Genomic DNA, 26494 nt, shown 5'->3' on the forward strand with positions numbered 1-26494 from the left:
CGTTTTTGCAGTTTAGGTTTCGGTTCAGTCGAGTTCACGCGCGAGCACGTCGCGCAGGTCGGCGATGTCGGCCGCGCCGTAAGCGACCTCGTCGCCGTCAACCGCGAGCGAGAGCGTCGCGTCGTCGGTCGTCGCCCCGAGTTCGACGACGGGCACGTCGCCCGCGAGGTCGCGGAGCGCGGCCTCGTCGGTCGTCTCGACGACGACGCGACCGGGCGTCTCCTCGAACAGCGAGACGTAGTCGGCGACGGACACCTCCGCGCCGACCTCGTCGGTGACCATCTCGGCCAGCGCGACCGCGAGGCCGCCGTGGCTCACGTCGTGGACCGCGACCGTGGACTCGTCGGCCGCGACCGTCCGAATCGTCTCGACCGCCGTCGCGGCGTCGGCGTCCTCGGGGAGCGCCGGGAAGGCGTCGGAGCCGCCGGCGTGTTCGAGGACCGCCGAACCGCCGAGCGCGCCGCCGGGGAAGCCCACGAGGAACAGGTCGCCCTCGCCCGAAAGCGAGAGGCCGGGCGAGGAGCCGTCCGCCTTACCCACCATTGCCAGCGTCGGCGTCGGCGGAATCGGGCCGGAGACGGAGTCGTTGTACAGCGAGACGTTGCCGCCGACGACCGGGACCGAAAGCGCCCGACACATGTCGGCGAGGCCGTCGACGATGCCCTTGAAGCCACCGTACACGTCGGGTTTCTCGGGGTTGCCGCCGTTGAGACAGTCGACGGTCGCGAGGGGCGACGCGCCCTTCGCGGCGAGGTTGGTCGCGTTCTCGAAGGCGACGGCGCGCGCGCCGTCGTAAGGCGCGGCGGTCGTCCAGTTGGGGTCCGCGCCGCCGGTGAACGCGAGTTTCGTGTCGGCTTCGGGCACGTCGAGGAGCGCCGCGTCGTCGCCGGGCCGGCGGGCGGTCCGCAGGCCGACCTCGTGGTCGTACTGGCGGTAGACCCAGCGCTTCGACGCCGTGTTGGGGTCGGCGACGACCGCCTCGAACGCGTCTTCGAGGTCGAACGCGGGGAGGTCGCGCTCCGCCGACTCGGGTTCGACCGAGTCGAGGTCGTTCATCGGCGCGCCCTCGGCGAGGAACTCCGGGGGCACGTCGACGACGGGTTCGCCGTCGAAGGTGCAGACGTAGTTGCCCTCGGCGACCTCGCCGATGACGGCGCTGCCGAGGTCGAAGCGCGCGGCGAGTTCCTGCACGCGCTCGACGTTCTCGGGGGTCACCTCGTAGCACATGCGCTCTTGAGACTCCGAGAGGAGAATCTCGAAGGCGTTCATGTTCGGCTCGCGCTGGTGGACCTTTTCGAGGTCGATTTCCGCGCCGAAGCCGCCCTTGGCGACGAGTTCCGAGGACGCGCCGCCGAGGCCGGCGGCCCCGAGGTCGCGGGCGGACTCGACGAGGTCCTCGTCGATGAGCGCCTCGTTGCACTCGATGAGCAGTTTCTCCGTGTAGGGGTCGCCGACCTGCACCGCGGGCCGGTCTTCGGTCTCGGCGTCTTCTGCGAGGTCCTCGCTGGCGAAGGACGCGCCGCCGAGGCCGTCGCGGCCGGTCGAACTGCCGACGAGGACGAGTTTGTTGCCCGCCTTCTGGGCTTCGGCCGTGACGAGGCGGTCGGCCGACAGGAGGCCGACGCAGGCGACGTTGACGAGGGGGTTGCCCTCGTAGTTCTCGTGGAACGAGGTCGACCCGGTTACCGTGGGGACGCCGATGGCGTTGCCGTAGTCGGCGATACCCTCGACGACGCCGTCGAGGAGGTACCGCGAGTGCTCGCGGTCGAAGTCGCCGAAGTAGAGGCAGTCGGCGAGCGCGATGGGGTACGCGCCCATCGAGAGGGTGTCGCGGACGATGCCGCCGACGCCCGTGGCCGCGCCGTCGTAGGGGTCGACGTAGGAGGGGTGGTTGTGGCTCTCGATACCGAGCGTGATGTAGGTGTCGTCGTCCAGAGCGACGACCGCCGCGTCGTCACCGGGGCCGATGACGACCTGGTCGCCCTCCGAGTCGAACGCCGACAGAAGCGGGCGAGACGACCGGTAGGCGCAGTGTTCGCTCCAGAGGTTTTCGAAGAGTATCTCCTCGGCCGGCGTCGGGTCTCGACCGAGCTCGGCGACGACGAGGTCGCGGTCCGCGTCGGAAAGCGTCATTCATTGGTATGGTCAGAACGCACATTGTAAACCCTTTCTATGTGCACGAACGTGCGCAAAATATGGTCGGAGTCGCCGTCGCGGCCGTCATCCGACTCACGCGGGCGTGTACGGCGGCGACTCGGCGCGGATTATCTCCGTCAGTTCGTGCATCTCGTCTTGGAGTAACACGAGTAAGTCGTCCATCGTGACGATGCCCATGAGCCTGCCGCCGTCGGTTATCGGCGCGCGTCGGACGCCGTGTTCCCGCATCTGCCGGAACAGGTCGAAGACGCCCACGTCGGCGTCGACGGTGAACGGTCGCTCTGTCATCGCGTCTCTGGCCGTCATCCCGCTCGTGTCGCCGCCGGCGGCGACGCACTTGAGCGCGATGTCGCGGTCCGTCACGATGCCTCGGATGTCGTCGCCGTCCGCGACGACGACCGAACCGACATTTCGGTCCTCCATCAACTTCGCCAGCTCTCGAATCGGGGTGTCTTCCCTCGCTGTCACCAGTTCGTCTCTCGGTCGTGCGATGTCTCGTACGGTCATCTCTCTCACCCGGTGGAACCACGCGATGTGGGTACGCCACCGTTCGACACGTTCGTCGCCCGCGATATTATTTCTGTATTCTTACATTTCATCCAGTTTCGGCGGTATGTCGGCGCGAGCGGAGTGTCTGCGGGCGGTGACGGTCTCGCGTCGAGTGCGCCGTCGGTCGCTCGCGGTGAGGCGACGGGGTGCGCCGCTTCGCTAGTCAATCTACAACTGTGCGTGAGGTACACACGCCAATCACACCGGGACCGGGGCGCTTTTTTAGCCTCCATCGTTAGGAGACGATGTGTTATCGGTCGAGTTGCACTCGCATTCGTCTCTGTCCTACGACGGGCGGGACCCAATCGAGTACCTCCTCGAACAGGCGGTCGCGGTCGGCTTGGACGCCCTCGCCGTGACCGACCACGACGAGATAGACGCCAGCCTCGAAGCCGCGGAACTCGCGGGCGACTACGGGCTGGTCGGCATTCCGGGGATGGAAGTCACCTGCGCCGCGGGCCACGTGCTCGCCTTGGGCGTCGAGGAACTGATTCCCGCGGGGCTGTCGTACGACGAGACGCTCGACCGCATCCACGACGCCGGGGGCATCGCCGTCGTCCCGCACCCGTTCCAGAAATCGCGCCACGGCGTCGCCCCGCATATCTCCAGCGCGCAACTCGCCAGCGCCGACGCCATCGAAATCTACAACTCGCGGCTCCTCACCGGCATCGCAAACCAGCGCGCCGAGCGGTTCGCCAAGCGGCGGAACCTCCCGATGACCGCCGGAAGCGACGCCCACATCGCGGAGATGGTCGGACAGGCCGTCACCGAGGTCGGCACCGACACCCGAAGCGCCGACGCCATCCTCTCGGCCGTCGCCGAGGGGCGAACCAGCGTCGTCGGCAACAAGACCCCGTGGCGCATCTCGTTCCGGCAGGCCGCGGGCGGCGCGACCCGACGCCTGAAACACGCCCTGACGGACCTGTTCTGATGCGCGGCGCGTCCCCCGACCTCGTCCGGCGCGCCCTCGCCGACCGCGACCCGCTCCCCGGAACCGCGGGCTTCGCGGGCGAACTCGGCGGCCGACTCGTCCGCGACGTGCTCGGTCGCCAACCGCTCTTCTCCGAGCGCGCCGACCCCGCGACGTGGTCGTTCGACCACCGCGACCTCGACGACCCGGTCGCCGTCCCCGCGGGCCACGCCCGCGAGACCTCCGGTGACGCCGCCGGTGACGACGAACACGTCTGGTCGCTCCCCGACCCGCCGGCCGCGACCGACCGCGACGCCGCGCTCGAACGCGTCCGCGAGGCCGTCTTCGACTCGGTCCGGTCGGTCGACGACGACGGCCTCGCCGTGGCCTTCTCCGGCGGCGTCGACTCCGCGGTCGTCGCGGCCGGCGTCCCCGACGCCCCCTGTTACGTCGCCGGCTTCGAGGGCTCCCACGACGTCGCCGCCGCCCGCGAGGCCGCGGCCGCGATGGACCGCGACCTCACCGTGGTCGAACTCACCCACGAGGCGCTCGAACGCGCCGTCCCGGAAATCGTCGCCGCGCTCGGGCGGACGAACCCGATGGACGTGCAAATCGTCCTCCCGCTGTACCTGCTCGCCGAGCGGGTCGCCGACGACGGCTACGACCGCCTCGCGGTCGGGCAGGGCGCGGACGAACTGTTCGGCGGCTACGCGAAGGTCCAGAAGGCCCCCGACGACCCGCGCGTCGAGGCCGAAACCGTCCGCGGGGCCGCCCGCGAGATGGTTCTCACGCTCCCCGACCAGCTCGAACGCGACCTGCTCGTCCTCCGCGCCGCCGGGGTCGAACCCGTCGCGCCCCTCCTCCACGACCGCGTGGTCGAGGCGGCGCTCCCGCTTCCCAGTTCGTTACTCGTGGACGGCGACCGGCGGAAGGTCGCGCTCAGGGAGGCCGCGAGCGACGTGCTCCCCGAGTCGGTCGCCGAGGCGGACAAGAAGGCGGTCCAGTACGGGACCTACGCCTCGCGCGAACTCGACCGGCTCGCGCGACAGGCGGGGTTCAAGCGACGGATGGAGAACCACGTCGAGCAGTACGTCGAATCGTTGGTGGAGTAGGTCGGGTCCGTTCGGGCCCGTCGGTCCAGTTTCGGCTCAGTTTTCCGTCTCGTCGCCGACGACCTCGATGGCCTCTAGTGCGAACTGCACCGTGTCGGGGTCGAGGTCGCTCTCGCGGAGGTCGGACTCGTCGTACCACGCCCAGACCTCGGGGTCCGCCTCGCCCGGCGCGGGGTCGATGTCGCGGGAGTCCACGCGGGCGTAGAAGACGTGGTCGATGTGCTGGTGACCGACCGAGCCGTCGCCGTGGACGTTGATGTCGTAGAGCATCTGCTGGCGGGGCTGTGGGAGCGCTTGGCCGGCGGGCGCGGGGACCGACGGCGTGTCATCGACGAGTTCCGGGTCGAGGCCCGTCTCCTCGCGGACCTCGCGCAGGCCGGCCTCGTGAGGGAGTTCGTCGCGGTCGACGTGGCCGCCCGGCGGGATGCGGATGCCGAGGCGCTCGTGTCGGTGGAGGGCCACCGCGCCGTCGTTGACGATGTACACGGTCGAGGTGAAATGTCGCGTCGTCTCCATGGCTGTGGCTCCGGAGCGAGCGGCATGGCTGTTGCGGAACGAGGCGAGACAGGGCGAGACGGAGCGGAACGAAACGAGGCGAGCCGAGACGCGACGGCGCGAAACGAACAGACCGGCCGGGTTAGGGCAGTTGGACCTGCTCTTCGGCTTCGAGCAGTTCGTGGTAGCGGTTGCGGATGGTGACTTCAGAGATGTTGGCGACCTCGGAGACCTCGTTTTGCGTCACCTTCTCGTTGGTGAGAAGCGAGGCCGCGTAGACGGCGGCGGCGGCGAGGCCGACCGGCGACTTGCCGGAGTGGACACCCTGTTCTTTGGCGTTCTTCAAGAGCTGTCGGGCGCGCCGCTCGGACTCGTCGGAGAGGCCGAGGTCGCTGGCGAACCGCGGGACGTACTGCTCGGGGTCGGCGGGCTTGATTTCGAGCTTCAGTTCGCGGACGACGTAGCGGTAGGTGCGGGCGATTTCGTCCTTCTCGACGCGCGAGACGCTCGTAATCTCGTCGAGCGAGCGAGGGGTGTCGGCCATGCGGGCGGCGGCGTACAGCGCCGACGTGGCGACGCCCTCGATGGAACGACCGGGGAGCAGGTCGTCGTCGAGCGCGCGGCGATAGATGACCGAGGCGGTCTCGCGGACGTTGTCCGGGAGGCCGAGCGCGGAGGCCATGCGGTCGATTTCGCCGAGCGCCTGCTTGAGGTTGCGCTCCTTGGAGTCGCGGGTTCGGAACCGCTCGTTCCACGTGCGAAGCCGTTGCATCTTCTCGCGCTGGCGGGACGACAGCGAGCGCCCGTAGGCGTCCTTGTTCTGCCAGCCGATGTTGGTCGACAGCCCCTTGTCGTGCATCATGTTCGTCGTGGGCGCGCCGACGCGGGACTTCTGGTCTTTCTCCGAGGAGTTGAACGCGCGCCACTCGGGGCCGTGGTCTATCTCGTCTTCCTCGACGACGAGGCCGCAGTCGTCGCAGACCGTCTCGCCGTGTTCGGAGTCGGCGACGAGACTCTCCGAGCCACATTCGGGACACGAGGGCGTCTGCTCCCGCTCGGTGTCTGTCTGCTCGGTATCTTTCGTATTCTCATTGCGCACGCGCGCGTTACCGGTCGTGAAACGTCGGACACTTTCTGTCATTTGTGTGCGAGAGAAGCAACTGGGAACGGTCGTTCTCCGTCTATTCGTATTGACCCTCGTTACTTATATCTGACGGCGGCAGAAGGACGGAATAGGCGGGGTTCGCACGGTCGGTCCCGGCCGCTTCGTCGGTGGCCTCGACCGGGTGGGGTCCGCACCGGGGACCGGACGAAACGACCCACACCGAAACTCTTACTCCCGGTCTCCGTCACCTCCGATACATGAGCGATACGCCCGTCGACGCCGACGAGGTTCGACACGTCGCCGAGTTGGCGCGGGTCGACCTCGACGAGGACGAGGTCGAGGAGTTCGCGGCGCAGTTCGCGGACATCCTCGGCTACTTCGACGCCCTCGACGAGGTCCCCGAAGTCGACCGCGAGGACGAACTGGTGAACGTGATGCGCCCCGACGAGGTCCGCGAGGGCCTCACCCAAGAGGAGGCGCTCTCGAACGCCGCAGAGACCGAAGACGGCTTCTTCAAGGGCCCGCGGGTGTCGTAGATGTCGCTGAACGCCTTCATCACGAAAGAGACGCTCGACGGCTCCGACGACGGCCCGCTTTCGGGCAAGACGGTCGCCGTCAAGGACAACATCTCCACGGAGGGGCTGCGGACGACCTGCGGCTCCGCGATGCTCGAAGACTACGTCCCGCCGTACGACGCGACCGTCGTCGAACTCCTGAAGGACGCCGGCGCGACCATCGTCGGCAAGGCCAACATGGACGAGTTCGGCATGGGCACGACGACCGAGACCTCGGCGTTCGGCCCGACCAAGAACCCCGTTGACGAGTCCCGCGTCCCCGGTGGCTCCTCCGGTGGCTCCGCGGCCGCCGTCGCCGCCGGCGAGGCCGACCTCGCGCTCGGCACCGACACCGGCGGCTCCATCCGCTGTCCCGCCGCGTTCTGCGGCGTCGTCGGCATCAAGCCGACCTACGGCCTCGTCTCGCGCTACGGCCTCGTCGCCTACGCGAACTCCCTCGAACAGATCGGCCCAATCGCACCGACCGTCGAGGACGCCGCCGCGCTCCTCGACGTCATCGCCGGCCCCGACGACCGCGACGGCACGACCCGCGACGCCGGCGCAGACTCGAACTACGCCGCGGCCGCCGACGGCGACGTCGAGGGCCTCACCATCGGCGTCCCGACCGAGTTCGTCGAGGGCGCGGACGAGGGCGTCGAGGAGGCGTTCTGGGCCGCGCTCGACGAACTCGAAGCGCAGGGCGCGGAGTACCGCGAGGTCAGCATGCCGTCCGTCGAGAAGGCCGTCGCCGCCTACTACGTCATCGCCATGTCCGAGGCGTCGTCGAACCTCGCTCGCTTCGACGGTGTCCGCTACGGCAAATCCGGCGGCTACGACGGCAACTGGAACGAGGCGTTCGCCCGCGCCCGCGAGGAGGGCTTCGGCTCCGAGGTCAAACGCCGCATCCTCCTCGGCACGTACGCCCTCTCCGCGGGCTACCACGACAAGTACTACGCGAAGGCGCAGGACGCCCGCGCGTGGGTCAAACAGGACTTCGACGAGGCGTTCGAGGACGTGGATGTCGTCGCGTCGCCGACGATGCCCGTCCCGCCGTTCGAACTCGGCGAGAGCCTCGACGACCCGCTCCAGATGTACCTCGCCGACGCGAACACCGTGCCGGTGAACCTCGCGAACCTCCCGGCCATCTCGGTTCCGGCGGGCGAGACCGACGGCCTCCCGGTCGGCCTCCAACTCATCGGACCGAAGTTCGGCGAGGAGACCATCGTCCGCGCCGCATCTGCGGTCGAGAACTAACGCGAGAACGACTTTTCACAGTCCCGAGCGTCGGCCGAGACGCGCGTCCCAGTCGGTCGCCGGCAAGGGTTGGACTACCCCCGAAACAGGTTCATCACTTCGTCGGCCACGTCCGACTCGACGCCGAGCACGTAGCGGTGACCGGCTTCGAGGACGGTGTCGGGGCCGCCGATTCGGTTCCCCTGATAATCGACGATGATGAGGCTCCCCTGCGGGAGTCGAACCTCGTCGAGTCGCTTGCCGGCGACGGGGGCGCTTTCGGCGACTTCGACCTCCACGATTTCGACGTTGCCGCCGATGTCTTCGATAGTCCGAACGCCGCCGTTGGCGATTTCGTTGGTCGCCGCCCGTGCGCCGAGTCGCTCGGGAAAGACGAGTCCGTCCACGAACTCCTCGTAGAGCTCGTCCGGCGTCCCGTTGATTCGCATCACGGTTCTGGCGTCGGACATGCGCTGGGCGGCGAGGCAGATGGCGAAGTTCGTCGCTTCGTCGTCGGTGAGTGCGGCGACGACGTCGCTCCGCTCGGGTTGTGCCTGTCTGAGTATCTCCGGGCGGGAGGCGTCCCCCTCGATGACGGTGGCGATGTACTTGTCGGCGACGTCCGGGATTCGGTCCGGGTCCGTCTCGACGACGACCACGTCGTGGCCGCGGTCGGAGAGGAGTTCGGCCGTCCGAAGGCCCAATTCCCCACCGCCGGCGACGATGACGCGTAAATCGTGTGTTACTGGGTCGGGCATGCGTGTGAATTGGTGTCGGTGTGTAGTAGTCGTCTCGGTGCGGTATTTCGGCGGCGAGGGAGTCGTGGTCCCCGCTGTCGGTTCGTCGGTCAGTCGTTGGCTCCCTCCGTCGACTCGATCGGTTCCGGTTCCTGAATCTCGGGCGGTCCCACCGGGCCGACGTCGCCACGTCTCGACAGGAGGAGGTAGACGCCGCCGCCGACGACGAGCCAGCCGATTGCCAGCGCCCAGGTGAACCAGTCGATAAACAGGCCCAAAAGCACGTTACAGACGATACCGAGGACCGGAGTGACGGGGTACAGCGGCACCTCGAAGGGTCGCTGTAGGTTCGGCTGTCGCCGTCGGAGCCGAATCAACGCGTAGTTGACGATGATAAAGCCCAGAAGCGAGAACAGGCTCGCCAGATTCCCGACGATGCGGATGGGAACGACGAGGACGGCGACGAGCATCACCACGGCGGACGCGAGAATGGCGACGAGCGGCGTCCCGTACCGGTGGTGGAACCGGCCGAGGCGGGCGGGCAACTGTCGCTCGCGCCCCATCGCGAACGCGACCCTCGACGAGCCGATGACGACCGCGTTGAGCGCCGAGACAGTCGAAAAGACCGCCCCGAAGGCGATGAGCGCCGCGCCCGTTCCGAGTATCGGGAACGTCGGCATGAAGCCCTCCGCCGCCTGCGCGATTGCCGTTTCGCCCGCGCCGGCGAGTCCGTCCGCGCCGAGCGTCCCGATAGCGACGAAGACGACGAGCAGGTAGACAACCACGGTGACGGCGACAGAGAGGAGGATGGCCCGCGGGATGTTCACCTGTGGGTTCTCGACCTCCTCGGTGACGGTGGCGATGAGGTCGTACCCCTGAAACGCGATGAACGTCAGCCCCATCGCGGGGAGGACCGACAGCGGTCCCTCGGTGAAAAGCGGGTCGAACTCCCCGGCGTCGGCGGCCGTGAGACCGAACGCGACGAACACGCCGAGGATGGCGATTTTGAGTAGCGTGATTGCCGTTTCACCCCGTCCCGAGGCTTCCGTCGAGAGGGCGTTGAGCGCCACGAGCGTCACGACGGCACCGAGCGCGTACAGGACCGGTGGCCCCGGAAGGGCGTACCCGTAGATGTGGCCGAACTCGACGAAGTTCGACGCGAATCCGAGCGCGTACAGCGACCCCGCAATCATGTACGTGAACCACCGCGTCCACCCCATGACGAAGGCGACGGGCGCGGAAAACACCTCGCGGACGTACGCGTACCCGCCGCCGTTCCGCGGAATCGCGGCCGCGAGCTCGGCGTACGAAAGCGCCGTGAAGGTCGTCACGCCGCCGTTGAGAGCGAACGCGATGATGGCCGCCGGACCGGAGATGTCGACTGCGAGCCCCGTCAAGACGAAGATTCCCGCGCCGATCATCGCACCGATTCCGACCATCGTCGCGTCAAGCAGACCGAGACTCACGGCCGGTTCGCGCCCGCCCGAGTGACTCACGGGCGGACCCTCGTTTGGCCGCCAGGCCGACTGGTCGGGAGTGGCATGTGAACACATATACCACATCTGTTGATAAATATCCGGTTCGTCAAGCCGACCGAGACACCGTGAACGCGGGGTCGGGGTGGACAAATCTCCGACTATCTCCCGATTCGACGACCGAACACGCGGTGAATCCGCACTCAGTAGCCGTTTGCGCGGCGAGTCCCATTTTGAACAACGAAACGACATGCCGATAGTTTTTCCACCGCCCCACGCCCACGCCGGAACGTCATGTACATCATCGTCGTCGGCGCGGGCAACATCGGCACGCCGCTCATCGAAATCGCCACCGAGGGCGGCAACGAGGTCGTCGTCGTCGAGCGCGACGAGGCGAAGGCCGAGGCGGCCGCCGCGACGTTCGACTGTCTCGTCCTCAACGACGACGCCACGGTCAAACAGACGCTCGACGAGGCCGGCGCGGACCGGGCCGACGCCATCATCACGACGACCGACAAGGACGCGACAAACATCATGGTCTGTCTCTTGGCGAAGGAACTCGCCATCCCCGACATCGTCTCCGTCGTCCACAACCCCGAGCACATGAGCCTCTACCGCCAAATCGGCGTCAACACGATGGAGAACCCCCAGCGACTCATCGCGGAATACCTCTACCGGGCGGTCAAACGCCCGTCCATCGTCGACTACATGCGCATCGGCGAACACGCCGAGGTGTTCGAAATCCGCGTCGACGAGGACGCGCCGATTGCGGGGATGACGATTCAGGAGGCGGCCCGAGAGAACCTCCTCGACGGCGACACCCTCATCGTCGCCGTCGAACGCGAGAGCGACGACGACCCCGTGACGCCCCGTGGGAACACCACTATCGGTGCGGGCGACCTCCTGACGGTCTACTCCGCGAAGGGCGCGACGCCCGAGGTGACTGACGTGTTCGGCCACTACGAGGACCACTGATGCCCCGCCGCGGACGAACCGTCTCCGGGTGGCCCGCCGACCTCGCGGTCATCGGCCGCGACGTGGGCTCGCTCCTCGCCATGGAGTCGGCCCTGATGACCGCCTCGGTCCTCGTCGCGGCCGGCTTCGGCGAGTGGTACGCCGCGCTCGCGTTCCTCGCCGCCGGGGGCGCGACCGCGTTCGTCGGGCTTGGCGCCCGGAAGGCGTTCAAGGACGCCCCCGCGCCCCGGATGAAACACGGGATGATAATCGCCGCCGCGGGCTGGTTCGCCACCGCCGCCTTCGGGTCGCTTCCCTTCTTCCTCACGGCACAGTTCGCCCCGCAGAGCGTCTTCACGGCGCTCGTGCCCGCCGGCGTCGACTACGGCCAGTCGAGCCTCGTCTACTTCCGCGACCCGTTGCACGCCCTGTTCGAGAGCATGAGCGGGTGGACCGGAAGCGGCCTCACCATGGGCATCCACGAGCCGTCGCTCCCGCGGACGATTCAGTGGTGGCGCTCGCTCATCCAGTGGGTCGGCGGCGTGGGCGTCATCGTCCTCACCGTCTCCATCCTCTCGCGCCCCGGGAGCGGGAGCTACGCGCTCTACCGCGGCGAGGCCAGAGAGGAGAAGATTCACCCGAGCGTCGTCTCGACGGTCCGGACCGTCTGGAAGATTTTCGTCGGCTACACGCTCCTGTCGGTCGTCGTCCTCTTTTTCGCCATCCGCGCCAGCGACTACGGGGCGACGCTCTCGCTGTGGGAGGTCGCGTGGCAGGCGCTCAACCACGCGATGACCGGCCTCTCGACCGGCGGGTTCGCCGTCACAGACGGCTCTATCGGCACGTACGACTCGCCGCTCATCGAGACGGTGCTGCTCCCCATCATGGCGCTGGGCGCAATCGCCTTCCCCGTCCACTACGCCGTCCTGAAGAACCGCGACATCGACCGGCTCTGGGGCGACCTCCAGACGCGCTGGCTCCTCGTCCTCTTCGCGGTCGGCGCGGCCGCGCTCGCCGTCCAGAACCTCGTCAGCCTCCCGACGACCGCGGGGTCGGCGTTCGTCGAGACCGCGGACTACTTCGGACTCTCGGGCGTCCTCGGCGGGCCGGGGTCGGACGCCGTCCGCGACGCCGCCTTCCACTGGGTGAGCGCGCTCACCTGCACCGGCTTTCAGGCCGCGCCGCTCGGCGAGTGGTCCGACGGCGGGAAGATTCTCCTGTCGGGGGCGATGACCCTCGGCGGGGCCGCCGGGTCGACCGTCGGCGGCATCAAAATCATCCGCGGCTACACCATCGCCCGCGGCATCCGCTGGCAGTTCTCCCGCGTGTTCCTCCCCGAGAGCGCAATCGTCAACATCGAGATGAACGGTCGTCGCCTCTCGCGGACCGAGATGGACCGCGAGTTCTCCGAGGCGGCCATCGTCTCGATGCTCTGGCTGTTGTTGCTCGTCGGGTCGAGCGTCCTGCTCGTGAACCTCGCCGGGCCGGAGTTCACCTACGCCGACGCGCTGTTCGAAGTCGCGTCCGCGCAGGGGAACGTCGGCATCTCGACGGGCATCACCGGCCCGTGGATGAACCCGTGGGTCGAGACGATGTTCCTCTTCAACATGTGGGTCGGCCGCCTCGAAATCATCCCGGTGTTGGTGTTCGCCCGGTCGGTCATCTACGGGCTGAATCCCTGAGCAAAAGCGGACGGTTTTTTCGGCGCTATCGCCGCCAGTACTCCGGCGTAAAGATGACCAGCACGGGCAGAATCTCCAGTCGGCCCACCCACATGAGAAGCACCATGTACAGTTTCGAACCGTCGGAGAAGTCGAGATAACTCCCCATCGGGCCGACAATCCCAAAGCCCGGCCCGACGTTCCCGAGGGTCGCGGCGACGGCGCTCATGGTTTCGAGGATGCTCACGTCGAAGCCGATACGTGCGGCGTCGAGATGGAGCAGGCCGGTCGACACGAAAAACAGCACGAGGTACAGGAGCGTGAAGGCGTAGATGCCGCGGATGGCCCGCTCGTCGACCGCGCGGCCGGCGAGCCTGACGGGGCGGACCGCCTCGGGGTGGGCCGTCGTGAACAGCTCTCGGCGGAGCGACTTCACGATGACGTACCAGCGGACGATTTTGACCGCGCCACCGGTCGAACCGCCGGAGCCACCGATGAACATCGCGAACAGCAGGACGTACTGCGCCGGCGCGCTCCACGCGTTGAAGTCGATGCTGGCGTAGCCGGTCGTCGTGACGATGGAGACGACCTGAAACACCGACTGGCGAACCGCGGGCTCGACGTTGCCGATGATGGCCGTGCGGATGCCTTCGAGGTAGAGTTGGTCGTAGGTCTCGCCCGCGGGCGCGACGGACATGAGCCCGTCGCCGAGGAACAGAATCCCGGCGAGGATGGCCGAGATGACGCCGATGACGCCGAGGTAAGACTTGAACTCGGTGTCGCGGAACAGCCGCTTCGGGTCGCCGGTCAGCACGTGCCAGAAGAGCGCGAAGTTGGTCCCGGCGGCGACCATGAACGGGATGACGACCCACTGCGCGGCCGCCGAAAAGGCCTCGATGCTCCGAGCCTCCGGCGAGAACCCGCCGGTCGGCATCGTCGTCAGCCCGTGGGCGATGGCGTTGTACACGTCCATGTTCGGGGCGTTGCCGGTGACGTGCAGGCCGTAGAGGAGGACGATTTCGAGGACGGTGAGGCCGAGGTACGCGCCCCAGAGCGCGCGGGCCGTCTCGGCGATGCGGGGGGTGAGCTTCTCGATGCCGGGACCGGGCGCCTCCGCGTCCATCAGCTGTGCGCCACCGACGGAGAGTTCGGGGAGGATGGCGACCGCGAGGACGACGATACCCATCCCGCCGAGCCACTGGGTGAGCTGTCGCCACATCATGATGCCGCGGGTGTGCGAGTTAAACGAGATGTCGCCCAGCACCGTCGCCCCGGTCGTGGTGAACCCGCTCATCGTCTCGAACAGCGCGTTCACCGGGTTGCCGAGGGTCGACTCGGGGTGGATGGGCGACGCGACGAAGGGGATGCCGTGGGCCTCGATGAGAAACGGTATCGCGCCGACTATTGTGACCGCTAACCACGTCAGCGCGACCATCAGGAACCCTTCTCGGGACCCGATGTCGGGGTCGTCGGTGAGCCGTTCGAGCCCCGTCCCGACGAGGACCGTGACGGCCATCGTGACGACGAACGGGAGCACCGACTCGCCGTAGTACAGCGCGACCACGAGCGGGAAACAAAGGGGGACAGCGAGATACTTCAGGACGGTCCCCACGAGACGCAGGCTGGCTCTGTAATCGACCCGCAATTTCATCCGTGGACTAACGTACCGAGCGCCGGGTTCTTCCCTGTTCGGGTTCGCGGTCGGGCGCGCGACATCGTGACGTGGTGGAGTTTTCGGCGCAGAATGGTGGCTGTGCGGTGACGGACCGACCTACAGATTAGGTGTTACGTCGTCGATGACACAGCTATCGACGAAGACGACGACGTGGTCGCCGGGTTCGATGACGGTGTCACCGCGGGGGGTGATGAACTCGCGGCGGCGGGTTATCGCGCCGATGACGACGCCCTCGGGGAGCGTCGTGACCGACTCCCGAATCGGCTTGCCCGCGAGGACGCTCTCGGCGTCCACCTCGATTTCGAGCACCTCGGCCTTGTCAGACTCGATGAGCGCGACGTTCTCCGCGCCGCCCTCGCGGGTGAACCGGGTGATCTCCTCGGCGACGACCTCCCGGGGGCTGACGCCCACGTCGACGCCGACGGCCTCGAACAGGTCCACGTACGGCGTCGTGTCGATGACGGCGACGGTGCGCTCGACGCCGAGCCGGGCGGCGAGAAGCGACACGAGCAGGTTCTTCTCGTCGGAGTCGAGCGCCGAGACGAGCAGGTCGGCGTCGCCGATGTGCTCGCGTTCGAGGAAGTCCACGTCGGTCGCGTCGCTCTCCATGACGATGGTCCCCGGAAGCATCTCCGCGAGTTCGCGGGCGCGCTCCGCGTCGTGCTCGATGAGTCTGGGCTTGAAGCCGCGCTCTTCGAGGAGACGGGCGACGTGGTACCCGATTTCGCTCCCGCCGACGACGACGACTTCCTCCGCGGTTCCCGGCGATTCGCCCGGCGAGACGGAGCTTGCGAACCCCTGAACGCTCTGGGGACTGCCGATGACGACGACGCGGTCGCCCGGCCCGATGACGGAGTCGCCGCGGGGGATAGTGACCTCGCCGTCGCGGAGGATGGCCGCGAAGGTCAGCGAGTCGAAGCGGTCGGCCTCGCTCACGGTCTGGTTGGCGACGGGGCTCTCCTCGTCGACTTCGAACTCGGCCATCTGGACCTGCCCGCCCGCGAAGGGGTCGACGTCGCGTGCGGCGGGGAGGCCGACGACGCGGACGATGGACTCCGCGGCGAGCAGGTTCGTACAGACCATGAAGTCGATGCCGAACGCCTTCTCGGAGCGCTGCCACGTCCGGAGGTACTCCGTGTTCTTGACGCGGGCGATGGTGAAGGCGTCCGAGATGGCCTTGGCGGTCGCGCAGGCGACGATGTTCGTCTCGTCGTCGTCGGTCGAGGCGATGACCATGTCGGCGCGCTCCACGTCGGCCTCTTCGAGCGTGTCCACGGAGGTTCCGTCGCCGTGGAGCGCCAGCACGTCGAGCGAGTAGTTCAGTTCGTCGACGCGCTCCGGGTCGCAGTCGATGACGACGACCTCGTGGGTCTCGTCGAGGTCGGCCGCGATGGACGACCCGACCTGTCCGGCACCGATGATTATCACGCGCACCAGAGACCAGCCCCTGTCATACGTCTGGTTTGGACCGCGGGCGCGTATGTGCATTTCCCTTCACGAATACCCCGTCCATCGGCGGTCACGACCCCGGTTTCGAGTGTATCGTCAGTTCCACGCGCCGCGGCTGTCCCTCGATGTCGGCGACGATTCGCTCGACGATTCGCTCCGCCTCCTTCTGGAGTACCGGCCGGAGCTTGTCGATGACCCATCCGAGCGAGACGAACCGCGGGAGGTCGATGTCGCCCGCGGAGACGCTGTCGGGGTCGTACTCGACCTCGAAGAAGACGCGACAGGCGGTGTCGGCGTCCGACGGGGCATCGGCGGGCAGGTCGTCGAGTTCTTCCACTCGCCAGCGGCCGACGGCGTGTACGTCCTTGGTGATGGTCCAGTCGATGCGCGTTGGCGGGGTGACGTCCGTCACCTTCGACTCGGCGGTGTAGGTGAGCTTCCACCACGAAAAGTACAGGGCGTACCGCGTCCCCGGCGACCCGTCGCCGGACTGTCGCACGTCTCGCAGGTGCTTCGAGTAGTCGGCGTACCGCGGGAAGTCCACGAGAAATTCGTATATCTCCTCGGGCGGCAGGTAGACGACGGTGCTGACGGCTATCTCGTCCACGAGCGTCGAATGGGGTCGGCGGGACCAAAGCCTTGTGGGCCGGGGCACGTCGCTTCGGCTGTCAGCCACCGATACAATCGCAACCTATAATCGGCCGGTCTCACCACCTAGAACCGAGATGGTGGGGGGGACGCTTCGGGACATCAGAGCCGAGATTCGGTCTCTGGCGCGTTCCGACGGCGACTACGCAGTCGTGTGCGGCCGCACGGGTTCGCCGCCCGGGGCCGCGACAGGCCAGCGGTTTCCGGACCGGCGCGTCGCCGGAGAGGCCGCGGAACTGACGCGGGACTACCGGGCCGCGCTCCGGCGATACGACCCGAACAGTCCGTACGACGACCCGCAGGTGTACGAGGTGTCAAAGGGGCCGCCTCGGTCGGCCACGGCGGAGTCTGACGACGACTACACCCGCTACAGCGCGTTCTGTCACGACACCGCGGGCGCGCTGTTCGAGGCGCTGTCGGAACTCGGCCACCGGGAGGCCGAGACCGCCGCGATGGAGACGTACCTCACATTGGCCGAGGTCGTCGACGACCGCGACGACTTCTGTCTCACGCTGGTGTGGAGCCTGATGAGCGAACTGGACGTTCGCCTCTCGACCGCCGAACAGCGGGCGGTCGTCGAGGCGGCCGCCGGGCTGTTCTGTCCGACTCCGACGCCGAATCCGGTGGAGGCGACGCTCCGACACCTCGAAACGGTCGGCTTCGTCGAGGGGTACTCGGTGCGGCCGATTCCCGACTCCGAGGCCGATATCGAGGCCGACGGAGCGTCCGAAACCGACGCCCGGGCGGACACGCGAACCGACGCACGAACCGACGGCGACGACACGTCCCGGACGTGGGAACTCACCTTCGGCGACTACGCGCTCGCAGAGCGGACCGGCCGGATTCCGACGCTCCCCATCGCCGTGTCGCTCCTCCGACGGACCCCCGACCGGGCCGTGCGGTTCATCGACGGCGAGGCGCTCTCGGACGGGCGCTGGCGGCTTCGTCTCCGGATGACGCCCAAGGGGAGTTCCGCGGGCCTCATCAGCGTCGAGGCCGTCGAGAACCGCTGGCTCAACGACCCGAGCGCGTCGCTGGGGCGGTAGCGCGCGCCGCTCGACGGAAATTCGGCAGACTTCAGCGACATCCGCACGGTTTTACTCGCCGCTGAGCTATCGGACGATATGAGCGAGACGACTCCACGAGACGCGCTCGTCGTCGGCGGCGGCGTCGCCGGCCTCACCGCCGCGACGTTCCTCGCCCGCGCCGACCTCGACACTCTCGTCGTCAACGACGACGAGCCAATCGTTCGCCGAAACGCCCACCTCGAAAACGTCCCCGGCTTCCCCGCGGGCGTCAACAGCCGACTGTTCACCGACCTCCTCTCCGAACAGGCGGACCGAAACGGCGCGGACCGACTGGCCGGTCGCGTGACCGACCTCGTCGTGCTCGGCGACGACGAGGACCCGCTGTTCCGCGCGACCGTCGAGACCGACGACGGCGAAGAGACCATCGAGGCGTCCCGCGTCGTCGCGGCCTCGTGGTCCGACGCGTCCTATCTCGAAGACACGGGCGTCGACCTCCGGGCCGCCGGGTCGAAGACCTACGTCGACGTGGACGACCTCGGCCGGACCGCCGTCCCCGGCATCTACGCCGCGGGGCGACTGACCGAGATTTACCACCAGGCTGTCGTCGCCGCCGGCGACGCCGCGGAGACGGCCATCACGCTGGTCCACGACTCGGGGACGGCGTTCTACAACGACTGGGTCGCGCCGACCGGCTACTTCACCGACCGCGGCCGCGAGGTGCCGCCGGCCTGCGAGGAGATAGACGCCGACGAGCGCGACCGACGCGAGCGCGAGTCCCGCGAAGTCATGCGCGAGTTCTTCGCCGAACCCCACGAGGAGCCCCAGCGTACTCACCCGAGCCTCGTCGACGACGAACTCGGCCGACTGGACGAGTAGCCGAACCACTCACACCGCGGGTGGACCGGCCGCCGGTCCCGCTCGTGGACGCGAATCCTTTTAACCGATAGCGGGCGCAGAGACGAGTGAATGCTCGAAGGTGTGAACGTCGCGCTCGGGGTGACGGGGAGTATCGCGGCCGTGAAAGTCGTCGAGTTGGCGCACGAACTCCGCCGCCGGGGCGCGTCGGTCCGCGCGGTGATGACCGACGCCGCGACGGGAATCATCCACCCGTGGGCGGTCGAGTTCGCTACTGACAACGACGTTGTGACCGAGATTACCGGCCGCGTCGAACACGTCGAACTCTGCGGCCGCGACGGCTGGGCCGACGTGTTCCTCGTCGCGCCCGCGACGGCCAACACGGTCGGCAAGATAGCCGCCGCCGTCGACGACTCTCCCGTGACGACCACCGCGACCACTGCCCTCGGCGCGGGCGTCCCGGTCGTCGTCGCGCCCGCGATGCACGAACCCATGTACGACCACCCCGGCGTCCTCGACGCCATCGAGCGGGTGCGGTCGTGGGGCGTCGAGTTCGTCGACCCGCGCATCGAGGAAGGAAAGGCGAAGATCGCCACCGAGGAGGCCATCGTCACCGGCGTGGCGAAAGCGACGACCGAACAGACGCTCGCCGGGAAGTCCGTCGTCGTCACCGCCGGCGCGACGACCGAGTCCATCGACCCAATCCGAACCCTCTCGAACCGCGCCTCCGGTCGAACGGGCCGCGCCGTCGCCCGCGCGCTCGCGATTCGCGGCGCGGACGTGACGCTCGTCCACGACGGCGACGACGCGCACTACGCCGACGTGCTCGCCGTCGAGTCGGCCGCCGAGATGCTGGAGGCCGTCGAGGCCGCGGTCGACGCCGACGCCGACGCGCTCGTCTCCGCGGCCGCAATCTCCGATTTCACCGTCGAGGCGGTCGACGAGAAGATTCGCTCCGGCGAGGCGCGCACGCTCGACCTCGAACCCGCGCCGAAGCTCATCGACACCGTCCGCGAGTCGAACCCCGACCTCCCCATCGTCGGCTTCAAGGCCGAAACGACCGGCGACGACGAGGCGATGGTCGGCGAAGCCCGCCGCATCATGGACCGCGTCGGCCTCGCGTTCGTCGTCGCCAACGACGCCTCCGTGATGGGCGCGGACGAGACCCGCGCGCTCGTCGTCCGCGACGACGAGACGAGCGAGTACGTCGGGTCGAAAGACGGACTCGGCGCTCGCGTGGCCGACGAACTGAAACCGGAACTCTCGTAAAAAACGACCCGAGGCGGCTCGGGACTACGCGAGTAGTCCGACGAGCACGCCGCCGAGTATCAACACGACGAGCGCGATACTCGTCGCAATCGTCGCGCGAAGGCTCCCGACGGTAATCGAGTCCGCCTCGGACCGACCGAGGCCGCCGGCGACCCGACGCAGCGCGGGGTACGGATTCGCAATCGTACCCGCGACGTCGTAGGCCGCGGCCGAGACGACGCGGTCGACGGCGGCGAAGAGGCCGGTCGCGCCGCGAACGAGTCCACGGGTGCCGTAGAAGACGGCGGGATTCAACACGGTGTCAACGTCCGGCACGTCGCCGACTTTCGACAGCGGCTTCTTCACGACCACGAAGCCGACGACGCCGAGAACGGCGAGCGCGAACCCTTCGCCGAGGTGGCTGAGCGTGAAGGGGTGCGCGTCGGCGGTGCTTCCGGGCAGTATCGCGAACAGCGCGTCGGGGTACAGCCCGAAGGCGACACAGAGCCCCGCGACGCCGAGCATCGCGACCGACTGGCCCGTCCCAGCGCGGTCGAGCGACCAGTCGCGGTCCGCATCGCGGAAGAACGCGTAGTAGCCGAACTTGATGAACGACATGAACGTTCCGACGCCTCCGGCGAGGAGGAGATAGAAGATGCCGTCCAGATGCTCCTTGTGGGCGGCGGCGGTAATCATGCCCTTGCTGACGAACCCGTTGAATCCGGGGAAGCCGCTAATCGAGAGGGCGGCGACGGTGAACGCGAGCGCGGTCGCCGGCAACGCCCCGCGGAGGTTCCCCAGGTACTTGAGGTTCTCTTCGCCGGTCCGCGAGAGGACGACGCCGGCGGTCATGAACAACAGCGCCTTGTAGAGGATGTGGTTGTAGACGTGTGCGAATGCGCCGGCGGTCGCGAGCGCCGTGCCGATACCGACGCCGGCGACCATGTACCCGACCTGCGACTGGATGTGGTACGCCAAGAGCCGCCGCATGTCGTTTTGCATGAGCGCGTAGCCGACGCCGACGACGGCCATCGCGGTCCCCATGTACGCGATTAGGAGGTTCCCGTCGGGGAACGCGCGAGCGAGACCGTAGACCCCGGTCTTCGTCGTGTAGACCGACAGGAAGACGCTCGCGGCGAAGTGGGGACGCGGATACGTGTCGGGAAGCCACGTGTGCAGCCCGACGAACCCGACGTTGACGCCGATACCGAGCGCCGCGAGCGCGGCCGGGACGCCGGCCGCGATACCGTCGGTCGCCGAGAAGAGGAACGACCCCACCTCGACGTAGTGCCAGACGATAGCGCCCATGAGCAGGCTGCCGCCGAGTCCGTGGGCAATCGCGTAGCGGTAGCCCGCACGCACCGCTTTCCCGCCGTAGTCCCAGACGAGAAGCGTGCTCGTGACCGCCATGAGCTCCCAGAAGAACACCATGGTGAGCCAGTCGCCGGCGAAGACCGCGCCGAGGCTCGTCCCCACGTAGCCGAGGGCGTAGGCCGTCTGGACGTTCCGCGCGGCCGACGAGTACGAGTAGAGGACGGCGGCCGCGCCGATGAGGCCGAAGATAATCCCCATCAACCGGGAGAACTCGTCGACGTTGAACAACACGGCGTCGAAGCCGAGGAACGTCACCGGGAGGTGTGCGCCGGCCGGGGCGAGAAGCGACCAGACGGCCACTCCGCCGGTCGAGAGCACGCCCAGCGCGTGCCCGACCCGACGCGAGACGAACGGCATGACGAGCGCGACCGCGAGCACGACGAACGCCGGCGGCAGGAGTGTCGCTGTCGACATCAGAACACCACCCCCGTCACGTCGGCGACGACGCGCTGGACGAGCGCGAGGAACACCGCCGTCTGGGGAACGACCCCGAGGACGATTGCACCGGCCGCGGCAATCGTAATCGGGGCCATCATGAACCACGTGCTCTCGGTGCCGAGTCGACGACGTTCCCACCCGCCGGCGGGCGCACCGCCGTGGTGGTGGTCGTGGTCGGACTCATCGCCGGTCGCGGCGGCGGAGTGGTCGGATTCGCCGTCGGCCACGGCGACGTGGTCGCTCGGGTACCGGTCGACGGCGTACTGCTCACCCTCGGCGACCGGGTCTTTCGACCCGCCGTCGGTGACTGCTCGCACGCCGCCGATGGGGAACTCGATGAGCGGCTTCGCGTCCGAGTCCTCCGGCGTCTGGAAGAACGCCTGGTAGATGACCGGCCAGAAGTAGCCGATGTTCAACAGGCCGGACGCCAAGAGCACGAACACGAAGACCGTCTGTCCCGCCTCGATGCTCCCGATGAGGAGGTACCACTTGCTGACGAACCCGGCGACCAGCGGCAGGCCGGCCATCCCGAGGCTCGCGACGGTGAACGCGATCATCGTCAGCGGCATCCGTCGGCCGATTCCAGCCATGTCGCTGATGTCGTCGGTGTGCGTCTCGACGTGAATCACGCCCGCACAGAAGAACAGTGTGAGCTTCATGAACGCGTGGGCGGGGATGTGGAGTAGCCCACCGACGAGCGCTGCGGGGGAGAGCAAGGCCAACCCGAGAACGATGTACGAGAGTTGGCTGACCGTCGAGTACGCCAACCGCCGTTTGAGGTTGTCCTGTCGGAGAGCGATGATACTCGCGACGACGATGGTGAACGCGGCGACCGCGGCCAGCGGAAGGCCGACTCCGAGCGAGCCGACGGCGTCGGGACCGTACACGTCGAGAATGACGCGTGCGATACCGAACACACCGCTTTTGACGACCGCGACGGCGTGGAGCAACCCGGAGACCGGCGTCGGGGCGACCATCGCGTCGGGAAGCCACGAGTGGACCGGCATGAGCGCGGCCTTCACGCCGAATCCCGTGACGAGCAGCGCGAACGCGGCCCGCGCGACGACGGGGTCGGCGTTCGCGAGCGCGGCGATGCCGCCGGCGGAGAACTCGACGGTCCCGGTCGTCCAGAACACGAGCGCCGTCCCGGCGAGGGCGGCGACCCCGCCACCGAAGGTGTACGCGAGGTATTTCCGACCGGCCTTTCGGGCCTCGTCGGTCTCGTCGTGCGTGACGAGCGGGTACGTCGCCACCGTCAACAGCTCGTAGAAGACGTACAGGACGATGAGGTTCGAGGCGAACGCGACGCCGAGGGCGGCGCTGACGCTCCCCGCGAACGCCGCGAAGTACCGCGTCTGGGCGTGTTCGTCCAGCCCGCGCATGTAGCCGATACTGTAGAAGCTCGTGATGAGCCACAGGAGGCTCGCGAGCAGGGCGAATATCATCCCGAGCGGGTCGGCCCGGAGGACGAACCGAACCCCGGGGACGAACGTCCCGAGGTCGGTGACGTACGTCGTCCCGTTGAGAACCCCCGGAACCATGCTCGCGACGATACCCAGCGCGGAGACCGCAGAGAGAACGGTGAAGCCCTCTCTGACGTTGGGGCTGCGTCTCGATGCGACGATAGTGACGATACCGACCGCCGCGGCTAGCACCGCCGCGAGCGGCCTCAGTGATAGGACGTCTGTCATTTAAAAGTACACCTCCAGTACCGGTTGGACGACGGCGATGAGGTCGGAGCCGAGAACGCCGAGAACCACCGCGGCGACCGCCGAGACGACGACGACCGCGCGCATGCCGAACGACACTTCCACGGTGTCGTTTCCGCCGTCGGTCGAGACGGCGTCCGCCTCGGGTTCGGGCGCGGTGAAGTACATTCGCTCGATAACCCGGCCGAAGTACGCGAGCGTGAGCAGTGTGCTCACCACGACGACGGCCGCGACCGGCCACGCGCCGGCTTCGACCGCACCGACGACGATGTTCCACTTCCCGACGAATCCGACGGCCGGCGGGATGCCGACCATCGAGAAGGCGAGCACGGCGAACGCCGCGCTCGATACCGGTGCCTTCGCGGCGAGCCCCGCGAAGTCCTCGACCGTCCGCACGCCGAGACCGGTGGCGAATACGCCGACGGTGAGGAACAGCCCGCCTTTCATCACCGCGTGGCCGACGAGGTGGACGACCGCTCCGACGAGCGCCGTCTCGTTCGCGAGGCCGATTGCGGCGACGACGAGACCGAACTGCGAGACCGAGGAGTACGCGAGCATCCGTTTGAGGTCGGACTGCATGACCGCGAGGACCGCCCCGACGACGATACTCACCGACGCGAGCGCCACGAGGGCGTCGCCGGCGAGCGGGACCGCGTCGAGGAACTCGGTCGTGTACACCGCGTAGATGATGCGGACGAGTGCGTACGCGGCCGCCGTCGAGACGAGCGCGGAGATGTACGCGCTGACGGTGTCGGGCGACTCGGCGTAGGCACCGGGCTGCCACGTGTGCAGCGGGAAGACGGCGACCTTGACCAGGAGGCCCGTCACGATGAGCCCGAAGCTCGTCAGTATCGCCGGCGAGGTGTAGCCGACCGACGCGACCGCTCCGGTAAGGTCCGCCATGTTGAGCGTCCCCGTCATGATGTAGAGGTACCCGACGCCGAGCAGGTAGAGGGACGCGCCGATGGTCCCGACGAACAGGTACTTGAGGCTCGCCAGCGCCGCCCTCGGCGACCGACCGCTGGCGACGAGGGCGTAGGTCGCGAGCCCCGTAATCTCCAGGAAGACGTACAGGTTGAACACGTCCGCAGTCGCGAAGACGCCGGAGATACCGGCCGTGAGCAGCGCGAGTTCGCTGTAGAACGCGTTCGAGTGCGGCCCCGCGCGGCGGGCGTAGGCGAGCACGCCGAGCGTCGAAAGCGACACGAGCACGAGCAGCGGCGCGGAGACGCCGTCGGCGACGAGTTCGATACCGAACGGCGGTTCGAACCCACCGACGGCGTACGAGATGGAGCCGCCCTCGAGAACGCGAGCCGCGACGGTCGCGGAGAGTCCGAGGTGGACGAGGCCCATCGCGGCCGCGACGAACCAACCGATTCGCTCGAACCGCCCCCCGAGAGCGACGGGGAACAGCGACGCGGCGATGGGGACGACCACGAGGAGGACGAGCGCGTCAGTCATCGACCTGCACCTCCTTGATGACGTCTTCGTCCAGCGAACCGTAGCCGTCGTAGATGCGGATGACGAGCGCGAGCGCGACTGCCGTCAGGCTCACCCCGACGACAATAGCCGTCAGGATAAGCACGTGCGGAAGCGGGCTCACGAACGTCTCCTCGCCGTGACCGACCACGGGCGGAGCCCCGCCGTCGACGTACCCGGTGGTCACGAAAAACAGGAATATTCCGACCTGGAAGATGTTCATACCGATAATCTTCTTGACGAGGTTCGGACTGCCCATGACGACGTAGAGTCCGATGCCGAACAGCAGGATGCTCGCGACGTAGTTGTAGTGCGTCGTGAGGAGGTCCATCATGCGTCGTCACCTCCGGAGTCGTGGTTGAATCCACCCGCGAGGTTCATGAACAGCGAGACGATAACGCCCGCGACGATTGCGCCGATACCGAGTTCGACGAGTTCGATACCGTACTTCACGCCGTGGCTGATTCCGTAGGCGGCGTACTCCAGGAACGCCCCGTCGAACGCGAGCGCGCCGATGCCGATACCGACGAACGTCGTCGCGCCGACGCCGACGAGGAGCCGGATGACGCTGTCGTCGAGCCACTCGCGCGTCGGCTCGATACCGAACGCGAACGCGAGCATGATGATGCTCGACGCGACAATCGCGCCGCCCTGGAACCCGCCACCGGCGGACTCTGCGCCGTGGAACATGACGAACAGCCCGAAGGTGAACACGAACGGGCTCACGACGCGAACCGTCGTCATGATAATCGTACTCTCGACGTACGCGCTGAGAGAGCCGTCGGCGGCGCTCATACGTACACCTCCTTGCGGAGGACGACGAGAACTGCGAGCCCCGCCGCGAGAACGACCGCGGCCTCTCCGAGCGTGTCGAACCCACGGTAGGCGGCCAGAATCGCCGTCACGACGTTTTCGACATCGGTCTGCGGATAGGCGTTTTCGAGGTAGTACCGGGTGATCTCCGAGCTCGCGACCGGCGAGTTCGGGTCGCCGATGGTGGGGAGCGACCGAACCGTCGTGAGCAACACGCCCACGAGACCGGTCGCGATTATCGCGGGGCCCCACGCGACGCGCTCGAAGAGACGGTCCCCTCCCGGACGAACCGTCCGGACGATTGCCAAGAGGAACAGCACCGTCGTGACACCCGCCCCGACGGCCGCTTCCGTGAGCGCGACGTCGGGCGCTCTGAGGAGGATGTAGACGATTGCGACGCCGAAACTGAACCCGGCGAACGCGATAATCGCGCTGAGGATGTCTCGGAGGAAGGCCACGGCGAGCGCGGCGAAGACGACGAACGTCAGCAACACCCCGTAGAGGAGTAGCTGCACGTTTAGTCGCCCTCCTCATCGCTCGCGGTCCACGGTTCGATACCTTGGTCGTGGGCCGCCCGTGCGATGGCGTGAGCGGCCGTCGGGTTGGTGATGAGCATGAACAACAGAAGCAAGACCGTCTTGACGGCGGAGACCTCCGCGCCGAACAGGAGCGCGATGCCGCCGAGGGAGAGTACCGTTCCGAGCGTATCGCTCTTCGAAGTCGCGTGGGCGCGGGTGTAGAGGTCGGGCAGTCGGATGATTCCGACGACCGCGACGAAACTGAAGAAGACGCCCGCGAGGACGAGCCCCACGATGAGATATTCGAGCGGCGTCATC

25 protein-coding genes are annotated in these 26494 nt (G+C 67.7%); 9 read left to right on the plus strand and 16 right to left on the minus strand.

The window, feature by feature from the left end; all coding sequences use genetic code 11:
- Positions 1-24 precede the first annotated feature (24 nt).
- Positions 25-2133 carry a phosphoribosylformylglycinamidine synthase subunit PurL gene (purL, locus tag AUR65_RS12210; RefSeq protein ID WP_058567130.1) on the minus strand — a complete coding sequence of 703 codons (2109 nt, stop codon included), beginning with the start codon at positions 2131-2133 and terminating at the stop codon, positions 25-27.
- Positions 2134-2229: 96 nt separating this feature from the next.
- Positions 2230-2664, minus strand: a complete 435-nt coding sequence (locus AUR65_RS12215) for a CBS domain-containing protein (protein WP_058567131.1) — start codon at positions 2662-2664, stop codon at positions 2230-2232.
- Positions 2665-2953: 289 nt separating this feature from the next.
- Between AUR65_RS12215 and AUR65_RS12220 the strand changes: the two genes are divergently transcribed.
- Entirely contained in the window at positions 2954-3637 is a 684-nt protein-coding gene (locus tag AUR65_RS12220) for a PHP domain-containing protein (RefSeq protein ID WP_058567132.1), read from the plus strand.
- The gene (locus AUR65_RS12225; RefSeq protein ID WP_058567133.1) at positions 3637-4728 is read left to right on the plus strand and encodes an asparagine synthase-related protein; all 1092 of its coding nucleotides are present in this window, start codon (positions 3637-3639) and stop codon (positions 4726-4728) included. Before AUR65_RS12220 ends, AUR65_RS12225 begins: the two co-directional genes overlap by 1 nt.
- 36 nt (positions 4729-4764) lie before the next feature.
- Here AUR65_RS12225 and AUR65_RS12230 read toward each other — a convergent pair whose 3' ends face one another.
- Both AUR65_RS12230 and AUR65_RS12235 read right to left on the minus strand, forming a co-directional pair.
- Positions 4765-5244, minus strand: coding sequence for an NUDIX hydrolase (locus AUR65_RS12230; protein ID WP_058567134.1), 480 nt, complete (start codon positions 5242-5244; stop codon positions 4765-4767).
- 121 nt (positions 5245-5365) lie between these two features.
- Complete coding sequence (locus tag AUR65_RS12235; RefSeq protein ID WP_199180602.1) at positions 5366-6322, minus strand: transcription initiation factor IIB; 957 nt, start codon at positions 6320-6322, stop codon at positions 5366-5368.
- 263 nt (positions 6323-6585) lie between these two features.
- On the opposite strand from AUR65_RS12235, the gene gatC reads away from it, so the two are divergent.
- Together gatC and gatA are read left to right on the plus strand one after the other, a co-directional pair.
- Positions 6586-6864 (plus strand): Asp-tRNA(Asn)/Glu-tRNA(Gln) amidotransferase subunit GatC, encoded by a 279-nt coding sequence (gene gatC / locus AUR65_RS12240; RefSeq protein ID WP_004977559.1) that lies wholly within the window; start codon positions 6586-6588, stop codon positions 6862-6864.
- Positions 6865-8136, plus strand: a complete 1272-nt coding sequence (gene gatA / locus AUR65_RS12245) for an Asp-tRNA(Asn)/Glu-tRNA(Gln) amidotransferase subunit GatA (protein ID WP_058567136.1) — start codon at positions 6865-6867, stop codon at positions 8134-8136.
- A gap of 74 nt (positions 8137-8210) precedes the next feature.
- On the opposite strand, the gene AUR65_RS12250 is transcribed toward gatA, so the two are convergent.
- Both AUR65_RS12250 and AUR65_RS12255 read right to left on the minus strand, forming a co-directional pair.
- Positions 8211-8873 (minus strand): potassium channel family protein, encoded by a 663-nt coding sequence (locus AUR65_RS12250; RefSeq protein ID WP_058567137.1) that lies wholly within the window; start codon positions 8871-8873, stop codon positions 8211-8213.
- Between the two features lie 89 nt (positions 8874-8962).
- Entirely contained in the window at positions 8963-10348 is a 1386-nt protein-coding gene (locus AUR65_RS12255) for an APC family permease (RefSeq protein WP_058567138.1), read from the minus strand.
- A gap of 273 nt (positions 10349-10621) precedes the next feature.
- On the opposite strand from AUR65_RS12255, the gene AUR65_RS12260 reads away from it, so the two are divergent.
- Together AUR65_RS12260 and AUR65_RS12265 are read left to right on the plus strand one after the other, a co-directional pair.
- Complete coding sequence (locus AUR65_RS12260; RefSeq protein ID WP_058567139.1) at positions 10622-11302, plus strand: potassium channel family protein; 681 nt, start codon at positions 10622-10624, stop codon at positions 11300-11302.
- Positions 11302-12963, plus strand: coding sequence for a TrkH family potassium uptake protein (locus AUR65_RS12265; RefSeq protein ID WP_058567140.1), 1662 nt, complete (start codon positions 11302-11304; stop codon positions 12961-12963). Before AUR65_RS12260 ends, AUR65_RS12265 begins: the two co-directional genes overlap by 1 nt.
- A 25-nt stretch (positions 12964-12988) precedes the next feature.
- Here AUR65_RS12265 and AUR65_RS12270 read toward each other — a convergent pair whose 3' ends face one another.
- The 3 genes from AUR65_RS12270 to AUR65_RS12280 all read right to left on the minus strand — a co-directional run bounded on the left by AUR65_RS12270 (position 12989) and on the right by AUR65_RS12280 (position 16673).
- Complete coding sequence (locus tag AUR65_RS12270) at positions 12989-14593, minus strand: TrkH family potassium uptake protein (protein ID WP_058567141.1); 1605 nt, start codon at positions 14591-14593, stop codon at positions 12989-12991.
- A gap of 120 nt (positions 14594-14713) precedes the next feature.
- Positions 14714-16051, minus strand: coding sequence for a Trk system potassium transporter TrkA (gene trkA / locus AUR65_RS12275; RefSeq protein ID WP_058567142.1), 1338 nt, complete (start codon positions 16049-16051; stop codon positions 14714-14716).
- 85 nt (positions 16052-16136) lie between these two features.
- Entirely contained in the window at positions 16137-16673 is a 537-nt protein-coding gene (locus AUR65_RS12280; protein ID WP_058567143.1) for a type II toxin-antitoxin system RatA family toxin, read from the minus strand.
- A gap of 118 nt (positions 16674-16791) precedes the next feature.
- On the opposite strand from AUR65_RS12280, the gene AUR65_RS12285 reads away from it, so the two are divergent.
- From AUR65_RS12285 to coaBC, 3 genes are all read left to right on the plus strand, one after another.
- Positions 16792-17760, plus strand: coding sequence for a DUF7551 domain-containing protein (locus tag AUR65_RS12285; RefSeq protein WP_058567144.1), 969 nt, complete (start codon positions 16792-16794; stop codon positions 17758-17760).
- Positions 17761-17838: 78 nt separating this feature from the next.
- Positions 17839-18618, plus strand: coding sequence for an FAD-dependent oxidoreductase (locus tag AUR65_RS12290; RefSeq protein ID WP_058567145.1), 780 nt, complete (start codon positions 17839-17841; stop codon positions 18616-18618).
- A 90-nt stretch (positions 18619-18708) separates the two neighbouring features.
- A complete protein-coding gene (gene coaBC / locus AUR65_RS12295; RefSeq protein ID WP_058567146.1) occupies positions 18709-19866 on the plus strand; it encodes a bifunctional phosphopantothenoylcysteine decarboxylase/phosphopantothenate--cysteine ligase CoaBC in 1158 nt (385 codons plus the stop codon).
- A 24-nt stretch (positions 19867-19890) separates the two neighbouring features.
- Here the strand turns inward: coaBC and AUR65_RS12300 are convergent, their stop codons facing one another.
- From AUR65_RS12300 to mnhG, 7 genes are read right to left on the minus strand one after another with little or no spacing between them, the layout of a single operon-like run.
- A complete protein-coding gene (locus tag AUR65_RS12300) occupies positions 19891-21633 on the minus strand; it encodes a Na(+)/H(+) antiporter subunit D (RefSeq protein WP_058567147.1) in 1743 nt (580 codons plus the stop codon).
- On the minus strand, positions 21633-23348 hold the full coding sequence (locus tag AUR65_RS12305) for a cation:proton antiporter (protein WP_058567148.1): 1716 nt from the start codon (positions 23346-23348) through the stop codon (positions 21633-21635). The genes AUR65_RS12300 and AUR65_RS12305 overlap by 1 nt, the downstream gene beginning before the upstream one ends.
- Positions 23349-24827 (minus strand): monovalent cation/H+ antiporter subunit D family protein, encoded by a 1479-nt coding sequence (locus AUR65_RS12310; RefSeq protein ID WP_058567149.1) that lies wholly within the window; start codon positions 24825-24827, stop codon positions 23349-23351.
- On the minus strand, positions 24820-25179 hold the full coding sequence (locus tag AUR65_RS12315) for a cation:proton antiporter subunit C (protein WP_042662265.1): 360 nt from the start codon (positions 25177-25179) through the stop codon (positions 24820-24822). The genes AUR65_RS12310 and AUR65_RS12315 overlap by 8 nt, the downstream gene beginning before the upstream one ends.
- The gene (locus tag AUR65_RS12320; RefSeq protein WP_042662264.1) at positions 25176-25640 is read right to left on the minus strand and encodes an MnhB domain-containing protein; all 465 of its coding nucleotides are present in this window, start codon (positions 25638-25640) and stop codon (positions 25176-25178) included. Before AUR65_RS12320 ends, AUR65_RS12315 begins: the two co-directional genes overlap by 4 nt.
- On the minus strand, positions 25637-26173 hold the full coding sequence (locus AUR65_RS12325; protein ID WP_058567150.1) for a DUF4040 domain-containing protein: 537 nt from the start codon (positions 26171-26173) through the stop codon (positions 25637-25639). Before AUR65_RS12325 ends, AUR65_RS12320 begins: the two co-directional genes overlap by 4 nt.
- Positions 26174-26175: 2 nt before the next feature.
- Entirely contained in the window at positions 26176-26493 is a 318-nt protein-coding gene (gene mnhG / locus AUR65_RS12330; protein ID WP_058567151.1) for a monovalent cation/H(+) antiporter subunit G, read from the minus strand.
- Position 26494: the final 1 nt, after the last annotated feature.

The organism is Haloferax marisrubri (assembly GCF_001469875.2).
GTDB classification, from domain to species: Archaea; Halobacteriota; Halobacteria; order Halobacteriales; family Haloferacaceae; genus Haloferax; species Haloferax marisrubri.

Coding starts and splice junctions, on each gene's coding strand:
- purL (WP_058567130.1), bottom strand. CDS start 2,133: ATGACGCTTTCCGACGCGGACCGCGACCTCGTCGTCGCCGAGCTCGGT.
- AUR65_RS12215 (WP_058567131.1), bottom strand. CDS start 2,664: ATGACCGTACGAGACATCGCACGACCGAGAGACGAACTGGTGACAGCG.
- AUR65_RS12225 (WP_058567133.1), top strand. CDS start 3,637: ATGCGCGGCGCGTCCCCCGACCTCGTCCGGCGCGCCCTCGCCGACCGC.
- AUR65_RS12230 (WP_058567134.1), bottom strand. CDS start 5,244: ATGGAGACGACGCGACATTTCACCTCGACCGTGTACATCGTCAACGAC.
- gatC (WP_004977559.1), top strand. CDS start 6,586: ATGAGCGATACGCCCGTCGACGCCGACGAGGTTCGACACGTCGCCGAG.
- gatA (WP_058567136.1), top strand. CDS start 6,865: ATGTCGCTGAACGCCTTCATCACGAAAGAGACGCTCGACGGCTCCGAC.
- AUR65_RS12250 (WP_058567137.1), bottom strand. CDS start 8,873: ATGCCCGACCCAGTAACACACGATTTACGCGTCATCGTCGCCGGCGGT.
- AUR65_RS12260 (WP_058567139.1), top strand. CDS start 10,622: ATGTACATCATCGTCGTCGGCGCGGGCAACATCGGCACGCCGCTCATC.
- AUR65_RS12265 (WP_058567140.1), top strand. CDS start 11,302: ATGCCCCGCCGCGGACGAACCGTCTCCGGGTGGCCCGCCGACCTCGCG.
- AUR65_RS12270 (WP_058567141.1), bottom strand. CDS start 14,593: ATGAAATTGCGGGTCGATTACAGAGCCAGCCTGCGTCTCGTGGGGACC.
- AUR65_RS12285 (WP_058567144.1), top strand. CDS start 16,792: ATGGTGGGGGGGACGCTTCGGGACATCAGAGCCGAGATTCGGTCTCTG.
- AUR65_RS12290 (WP_058567145.1), top strand. CDS start 17,839: ATGAGCGAGACGACTCCACGAGACGCGCTCGTCGTCGGCGGCGGCGTC.
- coaBC (WP_058567146.1), top strand. CDS start 18,709: ATGCTCGAAGGTGTGAACGTCGCGCTCGGGGTGACGGGGAGTATCGCG.
- AUR65_RS12300 (WP_058567147.1), bottom strand. CDS start 21,633: ATGTCGACAGCGACACTCCTGCCGCCGGCGTTCGTCGTGCTCGCGGTC.
- AUR65_RS12305 (WP_058567148.1), bottom strand. CDS start 23,348: ATGACAGACGTCCTATCACTGAGGCCGCTCGCGGCGGTGCTAGCCGCG.
- AUR65_RS12310 (WP_058567149.1), bottom strand. CDS start 24,827: ATGACTGACGCGCTCGTCCTCCTCGTGGTCGTCCCCATCGCCGCGTCG.
- AUR65_RS12315 (WP_042662265.1), bottom strand. CDS start 25,179: ATGATGGACCTCCTCACGACGCACTACAACTACGTCGCGAGCATCCTG.
- AUR65_RS12320 (WP_042662264.1), bottom strand. CDS start 25,640: ATGAGCGCCGCCGACGGCTCTCTCAGCGCGTACGTCGAGAGTACGATT.
- mnhG (WP_058567151.1), bottom strand. CDS start 26,493: ATGACGCCGCTCGAATATCTCATCGTGGGGCTCGTCCTCGCGGGCGTC.